General features: G+C 36.3%; 22 protein-coding genes, 1 tRNA gene and 1 other annotated feature. Of the genes, 2 read left to right on the top strand and 21 right to left on the bottom strand.

Annotated features, from left to right (window positions below):
- Positions 1 to 210: 210 nt before the first annotated feature.
- Positions 211 to 2,034, bottom strand: coding sequence for a translational GTPase TypA (typA, locus tag G558_RS0104485; protein ID WP_028829109.1), 1,824 nt, complete (start codon positions 2,032 to 2,034; stop codon positions 211 to 213).
- 323 nt (positions 2,035 to 2,357) lie between these two features.
- Here typA and G558_RS0104490 point away from each other — a divergent pair, with 323 nt between their 5' ends.
- Both G558_RS0104490 and G558_RS0104495 read left to right on the top strand, forming a co-directional pair.
- Complete coding sequence (locus tag G558_RS0104490; RefSeq protein WP_028829110.1) at positions 2,358 to 3,101, top strand: peptidylprolyl isomerase; 744 nt, start codon at positions 2,358 to 2,360, stop codon at positions 3,099 to 3,101.
- Positions 3,102 to 3,260: 159 nt separating this feature from the next.
- Positions 3,261 to 4,466 (top strand): aspartate kinase, encoded by a 1,206-nt coding sequence (locus G558_RS0104495; RefSeq protein WP_028829111.1) that lies wholly within the window; start codon positions 3,261 to 3,263, stop codon positions 4,464 to 4,466.
- 96 nt (positions 4,467 to 4,562) lie between these two features.
- Here the strand turns inward: G558_RS0104495 and G558_RS0104500 are convergent, their stop codons facing one another.
- From G558_RS0104500 to G558_RS0104595, 20 genes are all read right to left on the bottom strand, one after another.
- Positions 4,563 to 5,759 (bottom strand): alginate O-acetyltransferase AlgX-related protein, encoded by a 1,197-nt coding sequence (locus G558_RS0104500; protein WP_028829112.1) that lies wholly within the window; start codon positions 5,757 to 5,759, stop codon positions 4,563 to 4,565.
- A 12-nt stretch (positions 5,760 to 5,771) separates the two neighbouring features.
- Positions 5,772 to 7,196, bottom strand: a complete 1,425-nt coding sequence (locus G558_RS0104505) for an MBOAT family O-acyltransferase (protein WP_028829113.1) — start codon at positions 7,194 to 7,196, stop codon at positions 5,772 to 5,774.
- 30 nt (positions 7,197 to 7,226) lie between these two features.
- Positions 7,227 to 7,946, bottom strand: coding sequence for an NAD-dependent protein deacylase (locus G558_RS0104510; RefSeq protein WP_028829114.1), 720 nt, complete (start codon positions 7,944 to 7,946; stop codon positions 7,227 to 7,229).
- Positions 7,947 to 8,030: 84 nt separating this feature from the next.
- Positions 8,031 to 8,387 carry a 50S ribosomal protein L20 gene (gene rplT / locus G558_RS0104515; RefSeq protein WP_028829115.1) on the bottom strand — a complete coding sequence of 119 codons (357 nt, stop codon included), beginning with the start codon at positions 8,385 to 8,387 and terminating at the stop codon, positions 8,031 to 8,033.
- A 20-nt stretch (positions 8,388 to 8,407) separates the two neighbouring features.
- A complete protein-coding gene (rpmI, locus tag G558_RS0104520) occupies positions 8,408 to 8,605 on the bottom strand; it encodes a 50S ribosomal protein L35 (RefSeq protein WP_028829116.1) in 198 nt (65 codons plus the stop codon).
- Between the two features lie 17 nt (positions 8,606 to 8,622).
- Entirely contained in the window at positions 8,623 to 9,135 is a 513-nt protein-coding gene (infC, locus tag G558_RS0104525; protein WP_071604451.1) for a translation initiation factor IF-3, read from the bottom strand.
- 229 nt (positions 9,136 to 9,364) lie between these two features.
- Positions 9,365 to 10,123, bottom strand: a complete 759-nt coding sequence (locus tag G558_RS0104530) for a GNAT family N-acetyltransferase (RefSeq protein ID WP_028829118.1) — start codon at positions 10,121 to 10,123, stop codon at positions 9,365 to 9,367.
- Between the two features lie 52 nt (positions 10,124 to 10,175).
- Positions 10,176 to 12,083, bottom strand: coding sequence for a threonine--tRNA ligase (thrS, locus tag G558_RS0104535; RefSeq protein WP_028829119.1), 1,908 nt, complete (start codon positions 12,081 to 12,083; stop codon positions 10,176 to 10,178).
- A gap of 53 nt (positions 12,084 to 12,136) precedes the next feature.
- Positions 12,137 to 12,320: a binding site (T-box leader), on the bottom strand.
- 53 nt (positions 12,321 to 12,373) lie between these two features.
- Positions 12,374 to 12,979, bottom strand: a complete 606-nt coding sequence (locus G558_RS0104540) for a DUF445 domain-containing protein (RefSeq protein ID WP_028829120.1) — start codon at positions 12,977 to 12,979, stop codon at positions 12,374 to 12,376.
- Positions 12,980 to 13,390: a transcription antitermination factor NusB gene (nusB, locus tag G558_RS0104545; protein WP_028829121.1), complete on the bottom strand. Its 411-nt coding sequence runs from the start codon at positions 13,388 to 13,390 to the stop codon at positions 12,980 to 12,982.
- A 10-nt stretch (positions 13,391 to 13,400) separates the two neighbouring features.
- Positions 13,401 to 13,772, bottom strand: coding sequence for an Asp23/Gls24 family envelope stress response protein (locus G558_RS0104550; RefSeq protein WP_028829122.1), 372 nt, complete (start codon positions 13,770 to 13,772; stop codon positions 13,401 to 13,403).
- Between the two features lie 75 nt (positions 13,773 to 13,847).
- On the bottom strand, positions 13,848 to 14,843 hold the full coding sequence (plsX, locus tag G558_RS12360; protein ID WP_036931599.1) for a phosphate acyltransferase PlsX: 996 nt from the start codon (positions 14,841 to 14,843) through the stop codon (positions 13,848 to 13,850).
- Positions 14,844 to 14,902: 59 nt separating this feature from the next.
- A complete protein-coding gene (gene rpmF / locus G558_RS0104560; protein WP_028829123.1) occupies positions 14,903 to 15,079 on the bottom strand; it encodes a 50S ribosomal protein L32 in 177 nt (58 codons plus the stop codon).
- 17 nt (positions 15,080 to 15,096) lie between these two features.
- Complete coding sequence (locus G558_RS0104565) at positions 15,097 to 15,600, bottom strand: YceD family protein (protein WP_028829124.1); 504 nt, start codon at positions 15,598 to 15,600, stop codon at positions 15,097 to 15,099.
- 127 nt (positions 15,601 to 15,727) lie between these two features.
- Complete coding sequence (locus G558_RS0104570) at positions 15,728 to 16,921, bottom strand: acetate/propionate family kinase (protein WP_028829125.1); 1,194 nt, start codon at positions 16,919 to 16,921, stop codon at positions 15,728 to 15,730.
- A 65-nt stretch (positions 16,922 to 16,986) separates the two neighbouring features.
- Positions 16,987 to 17,083: transfer RNA gene (locus G558_RS0104575), tRNA-Sec, on the bottom strand.
- Positions 17,084 to 17,193: 110 nt separating this feature from the next.
- The gene (locus tag G558_RS0104580) at positions 17,194 to 18,078 is read right to left on the bottom strand and encodes a YitT family protein (RefSeq protein ID WP_036931601.1); all 885 of its coding nucleotides are present in this window, start codon (positions 18,076 to 18,078) and stop codon (positions 17,194 to 17,196) included.
- 20 nt (positions 18,079 to 18,098) lie between these two features.
- Entirely contained in the window at positions 18,099 to 18,842 is a 744-nt protein-coding gene (locus tag G558_RS0104585) for a nitroreductase family protein (RefSeq protein WP_028829127.1), read from the bottom strand.
- A gap of 100 nt (positions 18,843 to 18,942) precedes the next feature.
- Entirely contained in the window at positions 18,943 to 19,824 is an 882-nt protein-coding gene (gene pepI, locus G558_RS0104590; RefSeq protein ID WP_028829128.1) for a proline iminopeptidase, read from the bottom strand.
- An 82-nt stretch (positions 19,825 to 19,906) separates the two neighbouring features.
- The gene (locus G558_RS0104595; RefSeq protein WP_036931603.1) at positions 19,907 to 20,377 is read right to left on the bottom strand and encodes a nucleoside deaminase; all 471 of its coding nucleotides are present in this window, start codon (positions 20,375 to 20,377) and stop codon (positions 19,907 to 19,909) included.
- Between the last annotated feature and the right edge of the window lie 15 nt (positions 20,378 to 20,392).

The raw sequence follows: 20,392 nt of genomic DNA on the forward strand, positions 1-20,392 counted from the left end.
TCAATATTCTATATTAATATTACCACAAAGAGGAGTATCTGTCAAGACATAAATTTTTATTTTATATCAATTTCAAGCATATGTCAACACTTATTTTTTTTATTTATACTTTTTTCGCAAAATGTTGATTTATTAATGTCTTTGTGATTTAAAACTGCCCAGCATTTAGACTGGGCAGTTTTAAATTTCAAGCTATATCAATTGTGTTTATTATTTATTTCTATTTTTCGCTCTCATGTTTTTATCTAGAATCTTCTTTCTGATTCTTATAGATTTTGGAGTTATTTCTACAAGCTCATCATCTTCTATGAACTCTATAGTTTCCTCAAGTGACATCCTCTTTGGAGGTGAAAGCTTTAGAGATTCATCAGTACCAGATGCTCTCATATTTGTAACTTGTTTTCTCTTGCATATGTTGACGTCTATATCTCCTGCCTTGGCATTTTGACCTACTATCATACCCTGATATACATCTTGTCCCGCGTCTATAAAGAGTATACCTCTGTCCTGTGCATTAAACAGGCCATAGGCAACCGCTACGCCAGTTTCCCATGCAACAAGAGAACCTATGTTTCTCGTTATTATATCGCCTTTATAAGGCTCATAGTTTTCAAACAGTGTATTTAGTATTCCATTTCCTTTTGTATCAGTCATGAACTCTGATCTGTATCCTATAAGACCTCTTGTAGGAATAAGAAACTCTAGTCTTACATAAGTTCCTTTTGATTGAGTCATGTTTACCATTTCACCTTTTCTTGATCCCAGTTTTTCCATTACAGGTCCCATAAAGTCATTTGGCACATCTATTATAACTCTTTCTATTGGCTCAAGTCGATTACCTTTTTCATCTTTTTTGAAAAGAACTTCCGGTTTAGAAACCTGGAATTCATAACCTTCTCTTCTCATAGTTTCCATAAGAATTGTAAGGTGAAGCTCCCCTCTTCCAGATACTTTAAAAGTATCCGCTGTGTCGGTTTCTTCAACTCTAAGGGCTACATTAGTCTTAAGTTCTTTCATAAGTCTGTCTCTGAGCTGTCTTGAAGTTACAAACTTTCCTTCTCTTCCTGCAAAAGGACTGTCATTTATGCTGAAGGTCATCGCTATTGTTGGCTCCGATATTTTTACGAAAGGAAGGGCCTCTTTTGTAGTTAAATCCGTAATTGTATCACCTATATTTATATTTTCAATACCTGCTATTGCAATTATATTTCCTACATTGGCAGATTCAACTTCTACTCTGTTAAGACCTATATAATCATAGACCTTACCTATTCTTGCCTTATATCCGATTTCAGGATCAGCATAGTTTACAACATACATTTCATTTCCAGTCTTGATAGTTCCTCTTTGTACTTTACCAACTCCGATTCTTCCTACATACTCATTATAGTCTATAGTTGAGATCAGTATCTGAGGAGTACCGTCTAAATCTCCTACCGGTGCAGGTATATGCTCTACTATCTTTTCAAACAGGTCATGCATATTTTCTTTAAGCTGGTCTGGTTCTAATCCAGCTTGGCCCGCTCTGGCTGATGCAAATATAAATGGAGAATCAAGTTGAATTTCGTTTGCATCAAGTTCCATGAATAATTCAAGAACTTCATCTACAACTTCTGCAGGTCTGGCTTCAGGTCTGTCTACCTTGTTTACGCATATAATTGCAGGCAACTCAAGTTCAAGAGCTTTTTTTAGAACAAACTTTGTTTGAGGCATAGGTCCTTCAAAAGCGTCAACTACAAGCACAACCCCGTCAACCATCTTGAGAATACGTTCAACTTCTCCCCCAAAATCGGCATGTCCTGGAGTATCTACAATGTTGATTTTCGTATCTCCATACATTACTGCTGTATTCTTGGAAAGAATTGTAATTCCTCGCTCTCTCTCAAGATCATTTGAATCCATTACTCTTTCATTCACTTCCTGATTTTGTCTGAAAATATTACTCTGCTTTAAAAGCGAATCTACAAGAGTTGTTTTACCGTGGTCAACGTGCGCTATAATAGCTACATTTCTGATATCATTTCTACTACTCAAAGTTACACATCCTTCTTTTTTTTTAATAAAAAATTATATATATATTAACAAATTTCATCTGTCTAATTTGCTATTAACTTATATATTATAGCACAACAGTTCAACTATTACTATTTTTTTTACTTAATATTTTTGATATTTTTGTTGCAAAATCTATTTTCCTCTATTATTCACAAAAATAATTTCACTTTACTATGGAAAAAAGTCCTGTTATTTGGTAACATATAAATAGCACTATAATTATTTTACCAATGATTTCGGATATAAGCTATAAAATAAAACTTTTATCTGCTTTTATTGAATACAAACCCAAGGAGAAAAAAATGGAAAATAAAGTACTAGCAAAAGTTGGAAATTACGAAATAACAGATGCAGAGATTGCATTCATGCTTCAGAGCCTGAATCCACAGGTTGCGTCTCAGTTTATAGGACCAGAAGGAGAGGAAAGACTTCTTCAAGAGATAATAAATCAAAAACTTCTTCTTTGCGAGGCAGTAGAAAGCAAGTTCGAAGAAAATGAAGATTTTATAGAAGAATTCGCAAAACTTAAAGAAAATTTTCTTTCTCAGTACTCTGTAAAGAAAATATTAGGAGCAGTTACTGTTTCAGATGAAGAAGCAAAAGAATTCTACGAAGCAAACCCGAATCTTTTCGTTACTCCAGCACAAATAAGAGCAAGTCACATACTTGTAGCAGAAGAAGATAAAGCTAATGAGCTTTACGCAAAAATCCAATCTGGCGAAAGTTTTGAAGAACTTGCAATAGACAATTCTACATGCCCATCGGGTGTAAATGGAGGAGATCTTAATTTCTTCAGCAAAGGACAGATGGTTCCTGAGTTTGAAGATGTAGCATACACACTTGAAATTGGACAGATTTCTGAGCCAGTAAAGACTCAATTTGGATATCACATAATAAAACTTACTGAAAAGAATGAAGATCAGCAGCATTCTTTCGAAGAAGTTCTTCCAAATATAATTCAAAATCTTACAGCGCAAAAGCAAAACGAAACATACTTTGCTCATATAGAAGCACTTAGAACAAAATATACAATAGAGCAGTTATAATAAAACCTTCAAAAGCATGGCCCAGGGCAACCTGAGCCATGCTTTTTTTGATTCTGTATTGATTTTTTTTTTTAGCTGTGATAGTATGTATTAGTCTCACGAGTACACATGTGTTTTACTCGCAAACAAAACAAAGGAAATCATAAAGAGGTGCGAATTATGAGCTTAATAGTACAGAAATTTGGTGGCTCTTCTGTCGCCGACAAAGATAGGATTTTTAATGTTGCAAACATTGCAACACAGGCTTTTTCTGAGGGAAACGATGTAATCGTAGTACTTTCAGCTCAAGGAGATACAACAGATGATCTTCTTGCTAAAGCAGGCGAAATAAACTCCAACCCAACGACGCGCGAGATGGATATGCTGCTTTCAACAGGCGAGCAAATTTCTATCTCACTGCTTGCAATGGCTATACAGGCGCTTGGTTTTCCAGTAGTTTCACTCACCGGATGGCAGATAGGCCTGAGAACAGATTCAAACCATTCCGCAGCAAGAATTAAAAGCCTTACAAATACTCGAATACAAGAAGAACTATCAAATAGAAAAATAGTTATAGTTGCCGGCTTTCAGGGTATAAACAAGTCATATGATATAACCACGCTTGGAAGAGGCGGAAGCGACACTACAGCAGTGGCACTGGCTGCTCAGCTAAGAGCCGACCTGTGCCAGATATACACAGATGTAGATGGGATTTACACCGCAGATCCAAGAAAAATCAAAAATGCAAAAAAACTTGATCATATTTCATATGACGAAATGATTGAGCTTGCAACAATGGGGGCTCAGGTATTGCACAATCGCTCTATTGATCTCGCAAAAAGATATAATGTCAATTTGGAAGTATTATCTAGCTTTTCAAGACTTCCAGGAACAATAGTAAAGGAGAATGACCAAATGGAAAAGATGTTAGTAAGAGGAATAGCTAAAGATGAGGATGTTGCAGTAATAGAACTTATAGATGTAAAAGACATCCCCGGGATAGCTTTTAAGGTTTTTTCTCTGATAGCCAATAAAAAAATAAGCGTAGATATGATACTTCAGTCTACAGGAAGAAACGGAAACCGTGACATCAGCTTTACAATCTCAAAGAGTAACGTAGAAAATGCCGTAAAGGCACTCGATGAACTCAAGCCCATATTAGGCTTTACTGAAGTATCAGTTAATGAAGATGTCGCTAAAATTTCTCTGGTAGGAACAGGCATGATAAACAATGCCGGTATAGCTGCCGGAATGTTTGAAGCTCTTTCTAACTCTGACATAAATATCCAGATGATATCTTCATCAGAGATTAAAATATCTATCCTTATAGACAAAAAAAACGCCGACAGAGCCGTTCAGGCCATACACGATCATTTCTTCGATTAAAAAACAATAGTTTACCCTGCAAATTAAAAATAGAGATTCCATGGCTTTTTTATAGCTCAGAGGAATCTCTTTTTGATTTATATATTTTATTTCATCTTACTCAATAGTCCTTATGCTCCTGAAAACATAAAGAACTAGATCTGGTTTGTATTCAAGTGCGTATTCTTCTACCGATTTGTCCTTATAATACCTCATGTCCAGCATTCTGGTCTCCGATGCCATTGTAGACATAAAAGCAGAGAAAGGAATGCCAAACGAATCTTTTACTATAAGCAGTTTCAAATCGTTAACACTGCGTTTATTTTCTATTATCACTTCTGGATAATCTGCTCCAAAATATGATACATATCGGTTTGTGAATATATCTCTGTCCTTAAGTATATCGTTGTTTATAATAGCCTCAGTAAAATCTCCCTCAAATTTATCGGTACTGTCCTTCTTTTTTATCGTGACGCTGTAGTCAGTTTCAAATTTAGGAGTCACAAGCGTAAAATCATCAACTCCGCTGTAGTATTTTCCCACTCGCCTTCCTTGAGAACCAAGAAAGTTGTTTTCATAATAATCCGTTTTGTAATTGCCCAAATTTGTATAAAAACCATCAGGATCCATGTCTATATCAAATAAAGTTTTTATCTTTTCAACTGTCCTGCCAACGCCCCAAAAAGCAGTCTCTATCCTCCAGTGATGATCCGTATCATAAAACAGCCTGCTCTTGTCAATACCGGCATCATCAAGCAGATTTCTCAGATCTATGGTATCTACTCCCGAATTTCTAAGACCCGCTACTATCTTATCTGAGTTCTCATTAGAATAATCTGTAACGGCAGGATTTATTTTAGTAAATCCTTTGATGTATTTTATGGGAGTCTGAACATACAAAAGATCTATGTTGTTTTTCTCCAGTGCTTTGCTCAGTGATACTATTTCATTAACAGCCAATTCATTGTCTTCTTTAAATGAAGAAAAATGAAGCTTTCCACCATTGTCCTTTATTATGTTATAAGAAGTGTCTACGTCTATTATATATTGCCTGTCAACAAAGCGTTCTGTCATACCATACAGATTTATAAAGTTGTTCTGACCAACCAAATTTGAAGAAAATCCATTTTCTATTCCTCCTGTGATACCCTTCATCAGTCCATTTATTCCATGACTTGAAGCCCCTACATCTCTTATGGATATATAAGTATCCTTTGCAACACTTACAGAATTTACTGTTATGCTGAGGAGTCCTGTTATACCGATAAAAGCGAAAAATGCTGCTACAGCCGCTCTTTTAAGTGTAATCTTCATATGTGCTCCTCACTAAAAGTTGAAATATATAAATGGGTTGTAGGTGCCTTTTATAAGATAGGCTGCAGATACCATAAAAAGTAGCGTCAAGACCGATATAAAGCTTATCTCCATAGCGATTACATTTTCTCCAGCATTTTGCCTTTTATGATACCGACTCATTGCCATTGATATCAGTGGGAAACAGGCAATTATACCTGCAACATATACAAACCTGTAGTCATGCAAATAAAGCATAGCAATTGGCTCTAAAGCGAATTGTCCATTCATGGCAAACATAGATTTGATAAAATCTACAGCATAAGTTATGCTCTCAGACCTAAACAACACCCAGCCAAATATCACAATTGTCATTGTATATATGTGTCCCAAAACCTTACTCTTTTGAAGAATTTTTTCAAGTCCGGTAAATTTTTCTATTATTATAAATGTGCCAAAATATATACCCCATACTATAAATGTCCAGTTGGCTCCATGCCATATTCCCGTACAAAGCCATACAACAGCAATATTTCTCAGCTGTATGAGTTTGCCGCCTCTGCTTCCTCCAAGTGGAATATAAACATAATCCCTGAACCAGCTTCCAAGCGATATATGCCACCTTCTCCAGAAATCAGAAATAGATTTTGCCATATAAGGGTGATTAAAGTTTTCCGGAAAATGAAATCCAAACAACTTTCCAAGCCCTATTGCCATGTCTGAATATCCTGAAAAATCAAAGTAAATTTGCAGAGTATATGCAATTGCTCCCATCCATGCAAGCATTAGAGAAACCGAGTCAGCCGGGAAGCTGTATGCCTTGTCTGCTATAAGTGCAAACTGATTTGCAAGTATGACTTTTTTGGCTATACCAAGTATAAATCTTGATGTCCCTTGAACAAAATCATCTTCTGTAGCATTTCTTTGCCTTAGTTCCTTGGCTATAGTTTCATATCTTACTATAGGCCCTGCTATAAGTTGAGGGAAAAATGAAATATAAAGTCCTACATCAAAAGGGTTTTTAAAAGCTTCAGCTTTTTTTCTGTGGACATCTATAACATAAGAAATCCCCTGAAATGTAAAAAATGATATTCCTATAGGAAGGGCAATATGAGGCACGCCAAGCTCCAGAGAAAATAAGGAATTTAAATTACCTACTATAAATCCCGCATATTTGAATACCGCAAGCAGTCCAAGATTGAATGAAAGCATTAAAATAAGTATATATTTCTTTTTGTCATGACTATAATCCAATTCAATTTCACGCGCAAACCAATAATTGGCAAGTATGCACCCTGCCATTACAAAAACGAACAGTGGTTCTCCCCATGCATAAAATATAAGGCTAAAAACCAGAAGCAGCCTGTTTCTTTTTGAATGCTCCTTAGTAAAGCGATAGTATAACAAGATGAGAAGGGGAAGAAAAAAGAATAAGAAAAATGTGCTCGAAAAAAGCATCAAAGTCTCCTCTCAAATGATTATATTTTTTTATAAAAAATTTTTAAATACCTGTCCGATTTTATTATCAATGACAAGCGATGCCCTGCAGTTTTTACTCGTAGAGCCTTTGTTTATAAGCACCAGATCCTTGCCCGAAAAATAATCCACAAGACTGGCAGCTGGGTATACTCCAAGAGAAGTCCCTCCAATTATGAGCATATCCGCTCTTGATATATGCTTTACTGCCTGTTCTACAATTTCATTGTCAAGCCCTTCCTGATAAAGTACTACGTCAGGCTTGATTACTCCACCACATTCACAACGTGGTACATCTTTAGTCCCAAGTATATAGGTAATATCATAAAATTTGCTGCATTTCATACAGTAGTTTCTGTGAACCGAACCATGAAGCTCCAGCACATTTTTACTTCCAGATTTTTGATGAAGGTTATCTATATTTTGAGTAACTATGGCCTTGAGCTTTCCCTTTTTCTCAAGCTCAGAAAGCGCAATATGTGCATAGTTTGGCTTCGCATCAGGAAAAATCATCTTATCTCTGTAAAACCTGTAAAATTCCAAAGTGTTTTTCATAAAAAAATCATGAGACAATATTGTTTCTGGAGGATACTTGTATTTTTGACTATAAAGACCGTCTATACTCCTAAAATCAGATATTCCACTCTCTGTCGAAACTCCCGCACCTCCAAAAAATACTATGTTGTCACAATGCGAAACAAGCTCAATAAATTTTTCAATTGATGAATCCAAAGTTATCACTCCTGACTTAAATTATAAAAAAGTCACACCTTCTATTTGAAGTGTGACTACTTTACGTGTTTATATACAAACTACTTATTGTATTGCTTTCTTTGCTGTTTCAACGATCTGTGCAAATCCTGCTGGATCGTGGATAGCCATTTCTGAAAGCATTTTTCTATTTATAGTTATGTTTGACTTCTTAAGTCCATTCATGAATTTTGAATAACTTAGTCCGTGCATTCTTGTTCCTGCGTTTATTCTTGCAATCCAAAGTTTTCTGAAATCTCTCTTCTTAAGTTTTCTTCCTTTGTATGCGTGAGCTAGTGCCTTCATTACGAATTCGTTAGCTGGTCTGTAAAGTTTACTTCTTGATCCTCTGAAACCTTTTGCAAGCTTCAGTATTTTCTTATGCTTTTTACGTGCATTTAGTGCTCTTTTAACTCTTGCCATTTATCTATACCTCCTTCTTTTTATATATATGGTAATAATCTTGCAATTCTAGACTGATCGCCTTTTGACATTATAGCTGATTTTCTAAGTTTTCTCTTAGTATTAGAACTTTTCTTTGTTAAGATATGTCTTTTGTAGGCTTTTGATCTCTTTAATTTTCCGCTTCCTGTTGCTCTGAATCTCTTCGCAGCTCCACGGTGAGTTTTCATCTTAGGCATAACTGTATCCTCCTCGCTTAAATTTTCTTTGGTTCCATCATCAGTACCAAGCTGTTTCCTTCAAATTTAGGATCCTTATCAGGAACTCCCGATTCTCCAACCAGCTCGATAAATTTATTAATAACTTGGTATCCTATCTCCTTGTGTCCAAGCTCACGGCCTCTGAATCTAACAGCTACCTTTACTTTGTCACCATCTTCCAAGAATCTACAAGTCATTTTCGCTTTAGTTTTAAGGTCGTTCATTTCAATTACTGGTCTCAGTCTTATCTCTTTAACTACAACTACTTTTTGTTTCTTCTTTGATTCTTTTTCTTTTTTTGCTGCCTCGTATTTGAATTTACCCAAATCCATAATCTTACATACCGGTGGTACTGCATTTGGGGATATCTTTACAAGGTCAAGATTTTTCTGACTAGCCATCAATTGAGCGTCCTTGGTTGGTACTACTCCAAGCTGCAGCCCATTCTCGTCAATAAGTCTTACTTCCTTATCACGAATTTGCTCATTAATTTGTTGTTCTTTAATAATTTTTCACCTCCAAATTTTTCATGCTCAGCTTTGTTATCTTTTCTATATTATTAAAAAAGGGCGAATAGTATATACTATCCGCCCAAAATTATAATCTTAAATACTGCACAATTTTAAAATTAATCTTGTAAACCCTATAAACTTAAAGCAATAAGGTGAGAAGCGGTCTTCTACTTAATCAACATTGATAATTATACATGTATTATCCATATATGTCAATGCCTTGTCTTTAAAATATTTTTTTCCCTCTATAATAATAAGCATATATTTTTTCAAAGTCCTGGTCTGTAAATATTTTCTGGGCCACAGCATTATCTTCTTGAACGTCTGCTATAACAACTTTTATCCCTCTTGAAAGTCCCTTGCAGAGCATACCTTTGAGCAGTTTTTTACCATAGTCCAGGTTTCTGTATTTTGGGGATACAAACAAGTCGTTTATTATCATATACTCGTCAATAAAGGTAACATAGCCCATGGCTATAACCCGTTCTCTGTCTACTATTGCAAAGAACATATTCTCAAGCATGCTTTTTTGTATATTGTCTTCAAAAAAAGATTTTTGCCCTGGGTGCATGTCAGTAAGATGCTGGTAGTCACTTAGCCACTCGTCATTAAGGCTGGTGTCTACGAATATCCCCTGCTCAATAAAATTTGCGAATGCAAAAAGTTCTTTTTCCCTGTTTTCAAGATTGAGTGCAAGTACCACCCCAGGGTTTGATATTTCAAATCCACTCCTGACCATTTCCATCTCAAGATGTTCAAATTCCTTTGAGAATACAACTCTGTAATATGGGTTTATGTCATTCTTGGATAGTTTTTTTAAGTGCCTGTCCATTATATTAACTATTTCATTCTTTTCAGGAGGAATTAGCATATTTATTGTACAGACATTTGCCGTATTGAAATATCTTATTAAAAAACCATTATCTATCGTTATGCCAGATGAAGGATTAGAATTCATCAAAAGTTCTTCTATTCTTTGTATCATCGAATCAGCGCCCTTCTAACTATATTTTATGATATTATAACATAAAATTTAATTAAATTCTATCCTTTGATTCTTTAACCAGCTTGTCCACGAATTCCTGAATGCTTAGTGAACCCAGTTCTCCACCGTCTCTTGATCTTACAGATACATTTCCTTCGTTAACTTCTTTTTCTCCAACAATTATCATATATGGTACTTTTTCCATCTGAGCTTCTCTTATCTTGTAACCTATTTTTTCTGCTCTGTCATCGATTGTAACTCTTATTCCTGCATCAAAAAGTTTCTTGTAAAGATCGTCTGCATAGTCCATGAACTTGTCAGATATAGGAAGAATCTTTGCCTGAACTGGAGAAAGCCATACAGGGAATTTTCCTGCGTATTGCTCTATAAGGATTCCTATAAATCTTTCTATACTTCCAAATGCAACTCTGTGAATCATTATAGGTCTGTGCTTTTCGCCGTCTTTTCCTGTGTAAGTCAGGTCAAATCGCTGTGGAAGCTGATAGTCAAGCTGGATTGTTCCACACTGCCAAGTTCTTCCTATACAGTCTCTAAGATGGAAATCTATCTTAGGCCCGTAAAATGCTCCGTCTCCTTCGTTGAGTCTATAGTCTAATCCAAGCTCCTCAAGAGCGGCTTTTAGTGCTGCTTCTGCCTCATCCCACATTGATATTTCACCAAGGAAGCTCTCTGGTCTTGTAGAAAGTTCTACGTGATAAGAGAATCCAAACTGCTTGTAAACCTTGTCTATCAGCTGCGCAACACCCTTTATTTCATCCTTGATCTGTTCAGGAAGCATGAATATATGTGCATCGTCTTGCGTAAATGCTCTTACTCTCATAAGTCCATGAAGGGCTCCTGAAAGCTCATGTCTGTGAACCCTTCCAACTTCTCCCATTCTTATAGGAAAATCTCTGTAAGACCTCATTTTTGTCTTGTAGGCAAGCATGCCTCCAGGACAGTTCATAGGCTTGATGGCAAAATCCTCATCATCTATCTGTACTGTATACATATTTTCCTTGTAGTGGAACCAGTGACCAGAAGTTTCCCAAAGTTTTCTGTTAAGTATGATTGGTGTTTCAATCTCAACATAACCAGCCGCTCTGTGTACTTCTCTCCAGTATGTCATAAGTTCATTTTTGAGTATTGTTCCATTTGGAAGGAAGAATGGGAATCCAGGTCCCTCTTCTAATATTGTAAACAGTTCCAGTTCTTTTCCAAGTTTTCTGTGGTCTCTTTTTTTAGCTTCTTCTATCATTTCAAGATATTCATCAAGAAATTTCTTTTTCTCAAAAGATATACCATAGACTCTTTGAAGCATCTTATTGGACTGGTCTGCTCTCCAATATGCACCTGCAACACTTGTAAGTTTTAATGCCTTTACTTTTTTAGTATTTGAAAGGTGTGGCCCTGCACAAAGATCTACAAAGTCTCCCTGTCTGTAAAAGGAAAGTCTCTGCCCTTCTTTTGCAAGATCCTTTATAAGCTCTATCTTATAGTCTTCATTTCTTTCTTTCATCAGCGCTATGGCCTCATCTTCATCAAGCTCAAATCTTTCAATATCAAGCTCTGATTTCACTATTTTTTTCATTTCAGCTTCAATTTTTTCAAGATCTTCAGGAGTAAGTCTGTAGTCCAGGTCTATATCATAATAGAAGCCATTTTCTACAGCTGGACCTGTTCCAAGCTTTGTGTCCGGAAACAGATTTTTGATTGCATGGGCCATTATATGAGTGGAAGTATGCCAGAAAATATCTTTTCCATCTGCATCATCAAATTTTAAAAAGTCAATCTTTCCGTCTTCTTCTATGAGATGATTGGTTTCTACTACCTCTCCGTTAAATTTTGCACCTACTACCGCTCTTCCAAGTCCTTCACTTATTGAATTAGCAACATCCAATACGCTTACCTTTGATTCAAACTCTTTTATTGAGCCATCTTTTAACTGTACTTTAATCATATTATCCTCCACTTTTAAATTATGGTATTAAAAAATCCCACGAGCATATAAGCTCATGGGACGTGTATACGTGGTTCCACCCAAGTTTGTTCTCTTATGGCTGTATCGGGCCTCCCGCTCATTACTAATGAGTGCTCTAAGGTGGTTTTCATAGTTATATTTACCAGAAACTCTCAGCTAAATGTTTCTTCTCTGTAGATAACAAATCACTATTACTCGTCTTTTCAACGCATTATATTATATATCTTAACAACAATTATATTATCAAGAAATATTTTTGTCAACAGTAATTACCACAAAAATTGCATCACTACTGCCTGAAATAGTCCAATCGCGGCTCCAAGAAAGCCTCCTAGAACCTCTATATGTTTAAGTTCCGACTTTGCGACACTTAAAATTATCTCTTCTATCTTTTCAAGTTCAAACTGATTAATCTTTTCCTCGACCATTTCGCCTATATTTACATTTTCTCCGGCTTTTTTTATCAATTCTCCAGATTTTTCATCTATGAATACTGATATTTCCTTATCTACAACATCTCCAAACATTCCCATTGCCATCATTTTAAGGCTCGATGGAAGTATGGACATCTTTTCGTCTATAACAGTTGATATCTTTCCTTTGATCTCATCTGCTATCCAATTCTTGTTTTCATCGGTAAGAAGTTTTTCGCCTATCTCGTCCATAGATATCAGTTCATCATGAACTGTCTGTCCAATGTTTCTGGCTATATCAAATCTTCGCTTTGGTATAAGCCCTATGATATGAAAGTTTATAAGTGGTATTTTTACTGGCAAAAGTGGACGAAATAAAAGCTTGATAGCTATGACATTAGTCATCCAGCCTATAAGACCACCAACCACCACCATAAACATAATTTTTAAAAATAACTGCATTTACTCACCTTTTTTCGTTGATTCAAATATATTTCTTAAAACCTTATTTATGAATTTAAAGGCCTTTTCTTCTGAGAACAGTTTTGCAAGTTCTACCGCTTCGTTTATAGACACCGCTTCAGGCACATCATCAAAATAAAGCATCTCTGTCGTTGCTGCCCTTATTATACTAAGATCTATTTTACCTAGTCTTTCCATCTTCCACTTCTGAAGATTTTCAGAAATAGCAGCATTTACTTCTTCTTTATTATCAAAATAAGTTTCAAGTATTCTTTTTGCAAATTTCAAATTTTCTTTATCAAGTTCATATTTATCAAAATACTCGTTGATATATGAAGTCTCATCTTCTTTTTGCACAACCATTTCATACAAAAGCTCTACGGCTTTTTGACGTTCATCTCTTCTTCCCATATTTTCTCCATTATTCTGATACGTTTTTTTGCTTATCAGGTTTTTCTGACTTTATAACTACTCCATGCACATGAACGTTAACTTCAATAACTTGTCTTTCAGTCATTGATTCTATAGCGTTTTTTACATTTTCCTGTACTTTTTTTGCAATTTCTGGAATTATTTGACCATATTCTACATCAATAATTATAGTCACGGCTATTTTCTCTTCATCAAGAACCACAGAAACGCCCTTGTTGAATTTCTTCCCTCTGAATATTTCCAGCAGTGCATCTGCTATTCCACTGTATACCCCTGCTACACCCTTTATTTCATCCGCCGCTATATTTGATATAGTAACGATTACATCTTCTGATATATTGATATTTCCCATCTCGCTCATACTACGACCTCCTGATTTTGTATATAATTCATACATATCATTATATCAAACTTTACCTCAAGTGGCAAAATATTTTTAAATCTCTGATATGTGCGACTTGAGATCTTCAATATAATTGGAATCTTTAAATTTCTTTGCCTGAAGGATTGCATTTGTAATAGCAAGTGCCTTTGAATTTCCATGGGCCTTGAGTACTACACCATCAACTCCTAAAAACGGAGCTCCACCTATTGCATCAGCACTAAATCCGTCTTTTAACTTTCTCATGTCATTCTTGATCATAGCCCCTGCAATTTTTCCCTTTGCAGATGACATCATGACGTCTTTCATCATATTCATAATAGTTGAAGCTACGCCTTCGGTAGTCTTCAAAACTATATTTCCTGTAAATCCATCAGTTACAGCTACGTCCACTGTGCCTTCAGGCATATCTCTGCCTTCAATATTTCCATAAAAATTAATCTGAGTGCTTTCTTTCATGAGTAAATAGGCTTCTTTTGTAAGGTCATTGCCTTTGCCTTCTTCTGAGCCATTATTCAAGAGTCCTACCGAAGGATTTTCTATGCCAAGCACATTTTTCGCATAGAGTGATCCCATTACTCCAAATTCAAGTATATTTCTTGCCTTACACTCTGCGTTTGCACCTATGTCAAGCAGGACCGTATATCCTTTTGGATTTGGAAAAAATCCAGTAAGCGCAGGTCTGTCAATCCCTTTTATTCTTCCCACTACAAAAAGACCTCCCACGAGTATTGCCCCTGTGCTCCCAGCGCCCAGGAACGCATCCACTTTTTTGTCTTTTAAAAGTTTCATTGCAATAACAAGAGAAGAATCTTTTTTTGATCTGACAGCTCTTGTAGGAGCATCGTCAAATTCTATTACTTCAGTAGCATTTACAACTTCTATTCCCGATCTGTCTTTAGTTTTTTTATCTATGATTTTATTTATTTCATCTTCTTTTCCAACAAGGACTACCGTTATGTCTGGATTTTTGCTTACAGCATCAAGCGCTCCGACAACTATCTCATATGGTGCATGGTCTCCACCCATAGCATCTACAGCTATTCTCATCGTATCCTCCTGCATAATAAAAAAAAGCATGTAGTGTCCACCTACATGCCGGTAAAAATTTACTTCGCTATTACTTCTACGCCTTTATAAAATCCACATTCAGGACAAACTCTATGTGATAATTTTAATTCGTTACACTGTGGGCATTTTGTTAAACCCTTTGCACTGATCTGCATAACTGTCGCTCTTCTTGAACGTGTTGCAGATTTAGCCATTTTACGCTTTGGAACTGCCATTTATGTCCACCTCCTTTTTATTTAATCATTTCTTTTAGTTTATCAAATCTGACATCAATATTATCGTCTGACATACTGCATTTGCACTGGACTTTATTGAAGTTACTTCCACATACTGGACACATACCCAAGCAATCCTCTTTACAAAGTAGTTTATAAGGTATCTGATTCAAAATCTCAATAAAGCAGAGATCCATCAAATCTACATGATTCTCAGAAATAACGTAAGTATCATATTCTTCTGAAAAAATCTCATTTCCTGATACCAAATATACAATTACGTCCTCACTGACTGATACGTCTGCATCGTCTAAACATCTTGCACACTGGCCCTTAACCTTAGCTGATAGCTTCGCATTTAACACCAATCGATCATCAGTTTTAACTATAATTCCATTTAAAACAACCGGTGAAGAAAATCTGAGATCATGTTTATTGTTATTCGTCTGATCCATATCAAAGCTCACATTTACTGCCAGAGTGCTTCTCTCGCCGGACAAAATTCCACTTAAATTCATCATGTTCATCACCTCTTATTTATCACAAACATTATACATAAATAAAAAATATTTGTCAAGTTTAATTGCCTTACAAGTTAAAATCAATAAGGTCGCCCTTATTGATTTTAAGCATTTTATGATATTTGAACTATTTTACTAATTCTAAAGTATCTCTTGCAATCATAACTTCTTCGTTAGTTGGAATACAAAGTACTTTTACTGCTGAATCAGCTGCAGATATAACTTTTTCTTTTCCTCTTACTTTGTTTTCAACTTTATCTATTGATATTCCAAGTCTCTCAAGTCCGCCACAAATTTCTTCTCTTGCGTCAATTGAGTTTTCTCCAAGTCCAGCAGTGAATACTATCACATCTACTCCGCCCATTTCAGCCATGTAAGATCCGATGTACTTCTTAACTCTCTTGTAGTATGTCTCAAGCGCTATAGCTGCTCTTTCGTTGCCTTCAGAAGCTGCATTTTCGATATCTCTGAAGTCTGAACTTACGCCCGACATACCAAAGACACCTGATTTTTTGTTCATTACGTCATTTATTCCGTCTGCATCAAGATTAAGCTTTTTCATAAGGAATGTTACTATTGCAGGATCCATGTCCCCACATCTAGTTCCCATTATAAGGCCCTCAAGCGGAGTAAATCCCATTGATGTATCAACTACTTCTCCACCGTCAACAGCAGCTACAGAAGCTCCGTTTCCCAGGTGACAAGTTATTATTTTTAAATCCTTTATATCTTTTCCAAGCATTTCAGCCGCTCTGTAGCTCACGTACTTGTGTGAAGTACCGTGGAATCCGTATCTTCTTACTCCAAAATCAGTATAGTACTCGTAAGGGATTCCGTACAGGTATGATGATTTTGGCATTGTCTGATGGAACGCTGTATCAAATACCGCAACCATTGGTATAGTTGGCAGTATTTCTCTGCATGCATTTATTCCTATTAAGTTTGGCGGGTTGTGAAGTGGAGCAAGCTCTATACATTCTTCGAGTGCTTTTACAACTTCATCAGTAATAATTACTGATGATGCAAATTTTTCTCCTGCATGAACAACTCTGTGTCCAACAGCATTGATTTCATCCATACTCTTGATTGCGCCATATTCTTTGTTAACAAGTGCATCCATTACATGCTTAAGTGCATCTTTGTGATCTTGCATTGGCTCTTCAATTATTTCTTTGTCTCTTCCTGGTGTCTCATGCTTTAGAACGGAACCATCTATTCCTATTCTTTCAACAAGACCTATAGCCAGTACAGACTCGTCTGTCATATCAATCAGCTGATATTTTAGTGATGAACTTCCGCAGTTAATTACTAATACTTTCAGCAATTTCCCTCCATCTTATATATGTAACACAACTAAATAATCATGTTATTATACTTTATAAAAATTGGCGGGAATATGTGGGAATCGAACCCACCCAAGAAGCTACTAACCCCTCGAACTGGTGTTGAAGACCAGCGGGCACACCAGCACCCATCTACTCCCAATCGCTATTAATCTTAACATAGATTTTTTGTCATTTCAAGATATTTTTACAATATACGGTAATTTTTGTGTAAAAAATTTAATGATTCAGTTTTTGCTGTCTTATATTTTTACAGTTTCATGGGGTCATATTCTTCTACAAACCCTTCTCCAAGGACCTCTCTTACTTCAGCTATGGTAATAAAAGCATTTGGATCTATTTCCATTATTACCTGTCTTAGCAGTGGAAGTTCTTTTTGAGAAAGCACTACAAATATCATTTCTTTTTCCAATTTTGAGTACATGCCTCTCGCCTTGAGAGCCGTAGTACCTCTTCCAACAGTATTCATTATGGACTCAGCAATTTCATCACTTCGCTCAGAAACTATAAATGCCGCCTTTGCAGAGCTTCCACCTTCGAGTACAAGTGTAACCATTTTGGTTGTAACTATGACAGATATTATTGCATACATGGTATTTATAATTCCAAATACAAACATTCCTCCAACTATTATAATTGCGTCTATTAAGAGCATTACTTTTTGGATAGGAAGGTCCGGCTTTATAAATTTGAATATAGCTGCAAGCATATCTGTGCCACCTGTCGTAGCTCCTGCCCTTATAACGAGTCCTACCCCGATTCCTACCAGCACCCCTCCAAAAAGACTTGAAAGTAATAGATCGTCTATATGGGCAAAGGGATTGGATAAAATTTCACACCCCCACAAGGATATAGAAAGAAATATCACCGCATAAAGCGATTTTTTTGCAAAAGCAAAACCCCTCTGTTTTATACTAACCGCAAACAAAGGTATGTTAAGAATAGCATTGGTAAGCCATATTGGAACCCCATTTTCAAAGAGTCCAAAAGATATTTTCTCAACAATTATTGCTATCCCCGTAAGCCCACCCGTAACAAGACCTGGCGGTGATAAGAACCAGGTTATTCCAAAAGCCAGAATAATAGATCCTGCTAATATCATTATAATTTCACTTAATTTTAAAGTACTTTTCATTTTTTCCTTTCTATCAGGCTTTATTCATCCTGAGCTTCAAAATTTCTTAAGTATATTTCTGCTGACCTGCTCATTTCTTTGGAAAAATCGGACATGTATTTTCTTTTGCAGAATTTTGATACATAGTCTTCAAAATCAAAATCACTTTCTTGAGATCTTTGTGTAAACATCTCTACATGTTCTTCTTTAGAAAGTCTTTTGTATGAATTCTCATGTACTATAAATCTCTTTTCAAATCTGACAGGCTTTTTTCGTTCCTTCTGCTGATAAATCGGATACCCAAATACCACCATAGACGCAGGCATGACATACTCATCCAGATTGAGCAGTTTTATGTGCTTCTCCGCGTTTTCAAGTATATCTCCTATGTAACAGGACCCAATCCCCAAAGACTCCGCAGCAACCACCGCATTTTGGGCCGCCACTACTGCATCCTGACAGGCCAGCAGTAAATCTCCTTTACCAGGTTTTCTCGGAGACATGCCCGCAAATTCATAGGAATCCAGCCATCTTCTGCAGTCAGCAAGAAAAATAAGCACCATAGGGGCCTTTGCTATAAAAGGCTGATTATCACAGCTGATTGCAAGTTCATCTTTTAATTTCTGATCAGTAATATCCAGTATTGAATAAAGCATCTGATTTCCTGCTGTAGGAGCCTGAAGTGCAGCTTCAATTATCAAAGATTTAATTTCTTCAGGTATTTCTCTTTCCTCATATGCCCTTACCGATTTTCTCTCAAAAAGCGCTTTAAGTATAGAATTCATATATTTCTCCTCCTTAGTAAACTGAAAAAATTCCGAAAAGAAAAAAGTATACCATTATTTAAAACAGTATACCCTTAAATACAAATTTATTCACTGAATTTTATTCGTTATCTTCCATCCATTTATTCAGTATCTTCATGTACTTTTCGTTTTCCTCTACAAAGGGCATATGTCTGCTGTACTGGAAAAGTTCCCAAACAGATCCCTCTATTGAATCATTTAAAACTTTTGCAATAAAAGGCGTACAAAGATCAGAAATTCCACTTGTTATAAGCGTTGGAACTTTTATATCCTTTATCTTTTCTCTGTATTCCCATCCCTTGAGCGTTCCTGTAGGTGTAAACTCATTTGGTCCCCAGGCGGTTATATAAGCTTCCGTTCCTTTTACTTTTGGGCGAGTCAGGCACGCTGGATCATCTGGTCCAAATACTGGAGCGCAGTGACGCAGCATAAACTCATCATTTGCCGCAATATAGGCAGGATCACCATAATTTCCAGTTGCTTCAGCCTTCGCTATAGCATCTTGCATATCTTGAGGAAGAAGTTTAACCATCCTTCTTTGCTCGCTTTCCCAAAGGTCTGCTGATGCAGGCGAACTTGAAAGTATAACACTTAATATTCCTTCTGGTTTGTAGTCACACAGGTATTCTATTGCCTGCATTCCTCCCCATGACTGGCCAAGAAGATGAATTTCATCAAGTCCCAGATGGTCACGAAGAGCAATCAGCTCATCTATCCATGTCTTTGAATTCCAAAGATCTGGGCGTGATGGAGTCGCAGAAAGTCCACATCCAAGCTGATCATACATGATAATCTGACGTCCTTCATCCGCAAGCGCATCAAGTACCTCAAAGTAGTTGTGAGCAGATCCTGGTCCTCCGTGTAAAAGCACAAGCGGCTTTTTGTTTCCCTTCTGCTCTCCCACTATTCGATAATAAGTCTTATATTCCAGATAGGGCATATATCCTTCAACGATTTTCATTATAATTCCTCCTGTTAATTTTTTAATGTTTTAATGTTTAAATTATAACATTGTAGGAGAAAGATTTCAACCCAGGGTTTTTTTAATAAATTTTTCTCTCCTGCTCGGCATACTCTCTAAACAGCAGCAGGCAATCTTGTCTGCCTTCTTCTTTAAATTTAAGTACAGTTTCGTCTGACATGTCTTTTTTTATAAAATGATAAATAAAGTCATCTCTGAATCCGATTTCATCTGCGTCCTCGGGCCTGCAACCATAAACCACCTCTTTAATATTGGCCCATATAATAGCCGAAAGACACATGGGGCATGGATACCCCGTTGCATAAATAATGCAGCCACTCAGATCATGCGTACCCTTTATCTTAGCTGCTTCTCTTATAGCATTTATCTCGGCGTGCGCGGTTGGGTCATGGTCTCCTAAAACCGTGTTAGATGCTAGTGATAATAAATTGCCTTCTCTGTCTATTACAGCTGCCCCAAAAGGTCCGCCAAGATTTTTGTTCATCGTTTCTCTTGCAAGTTCAATTGCTTTGTTAATAATGTCTTTTTTCATAATGTTAATTCACTT

Origin of the sequence: Proteocatella sphenisci DSM 23131 (assembly GCF_000423525.1) — a bacterium.
Taxonomy (GTDB): Bacteria; Bacillota; Clostridia; order Peptostreptococcales; family Filifactoraceae; genus Proteocatella; species Proteocatella sphenisci.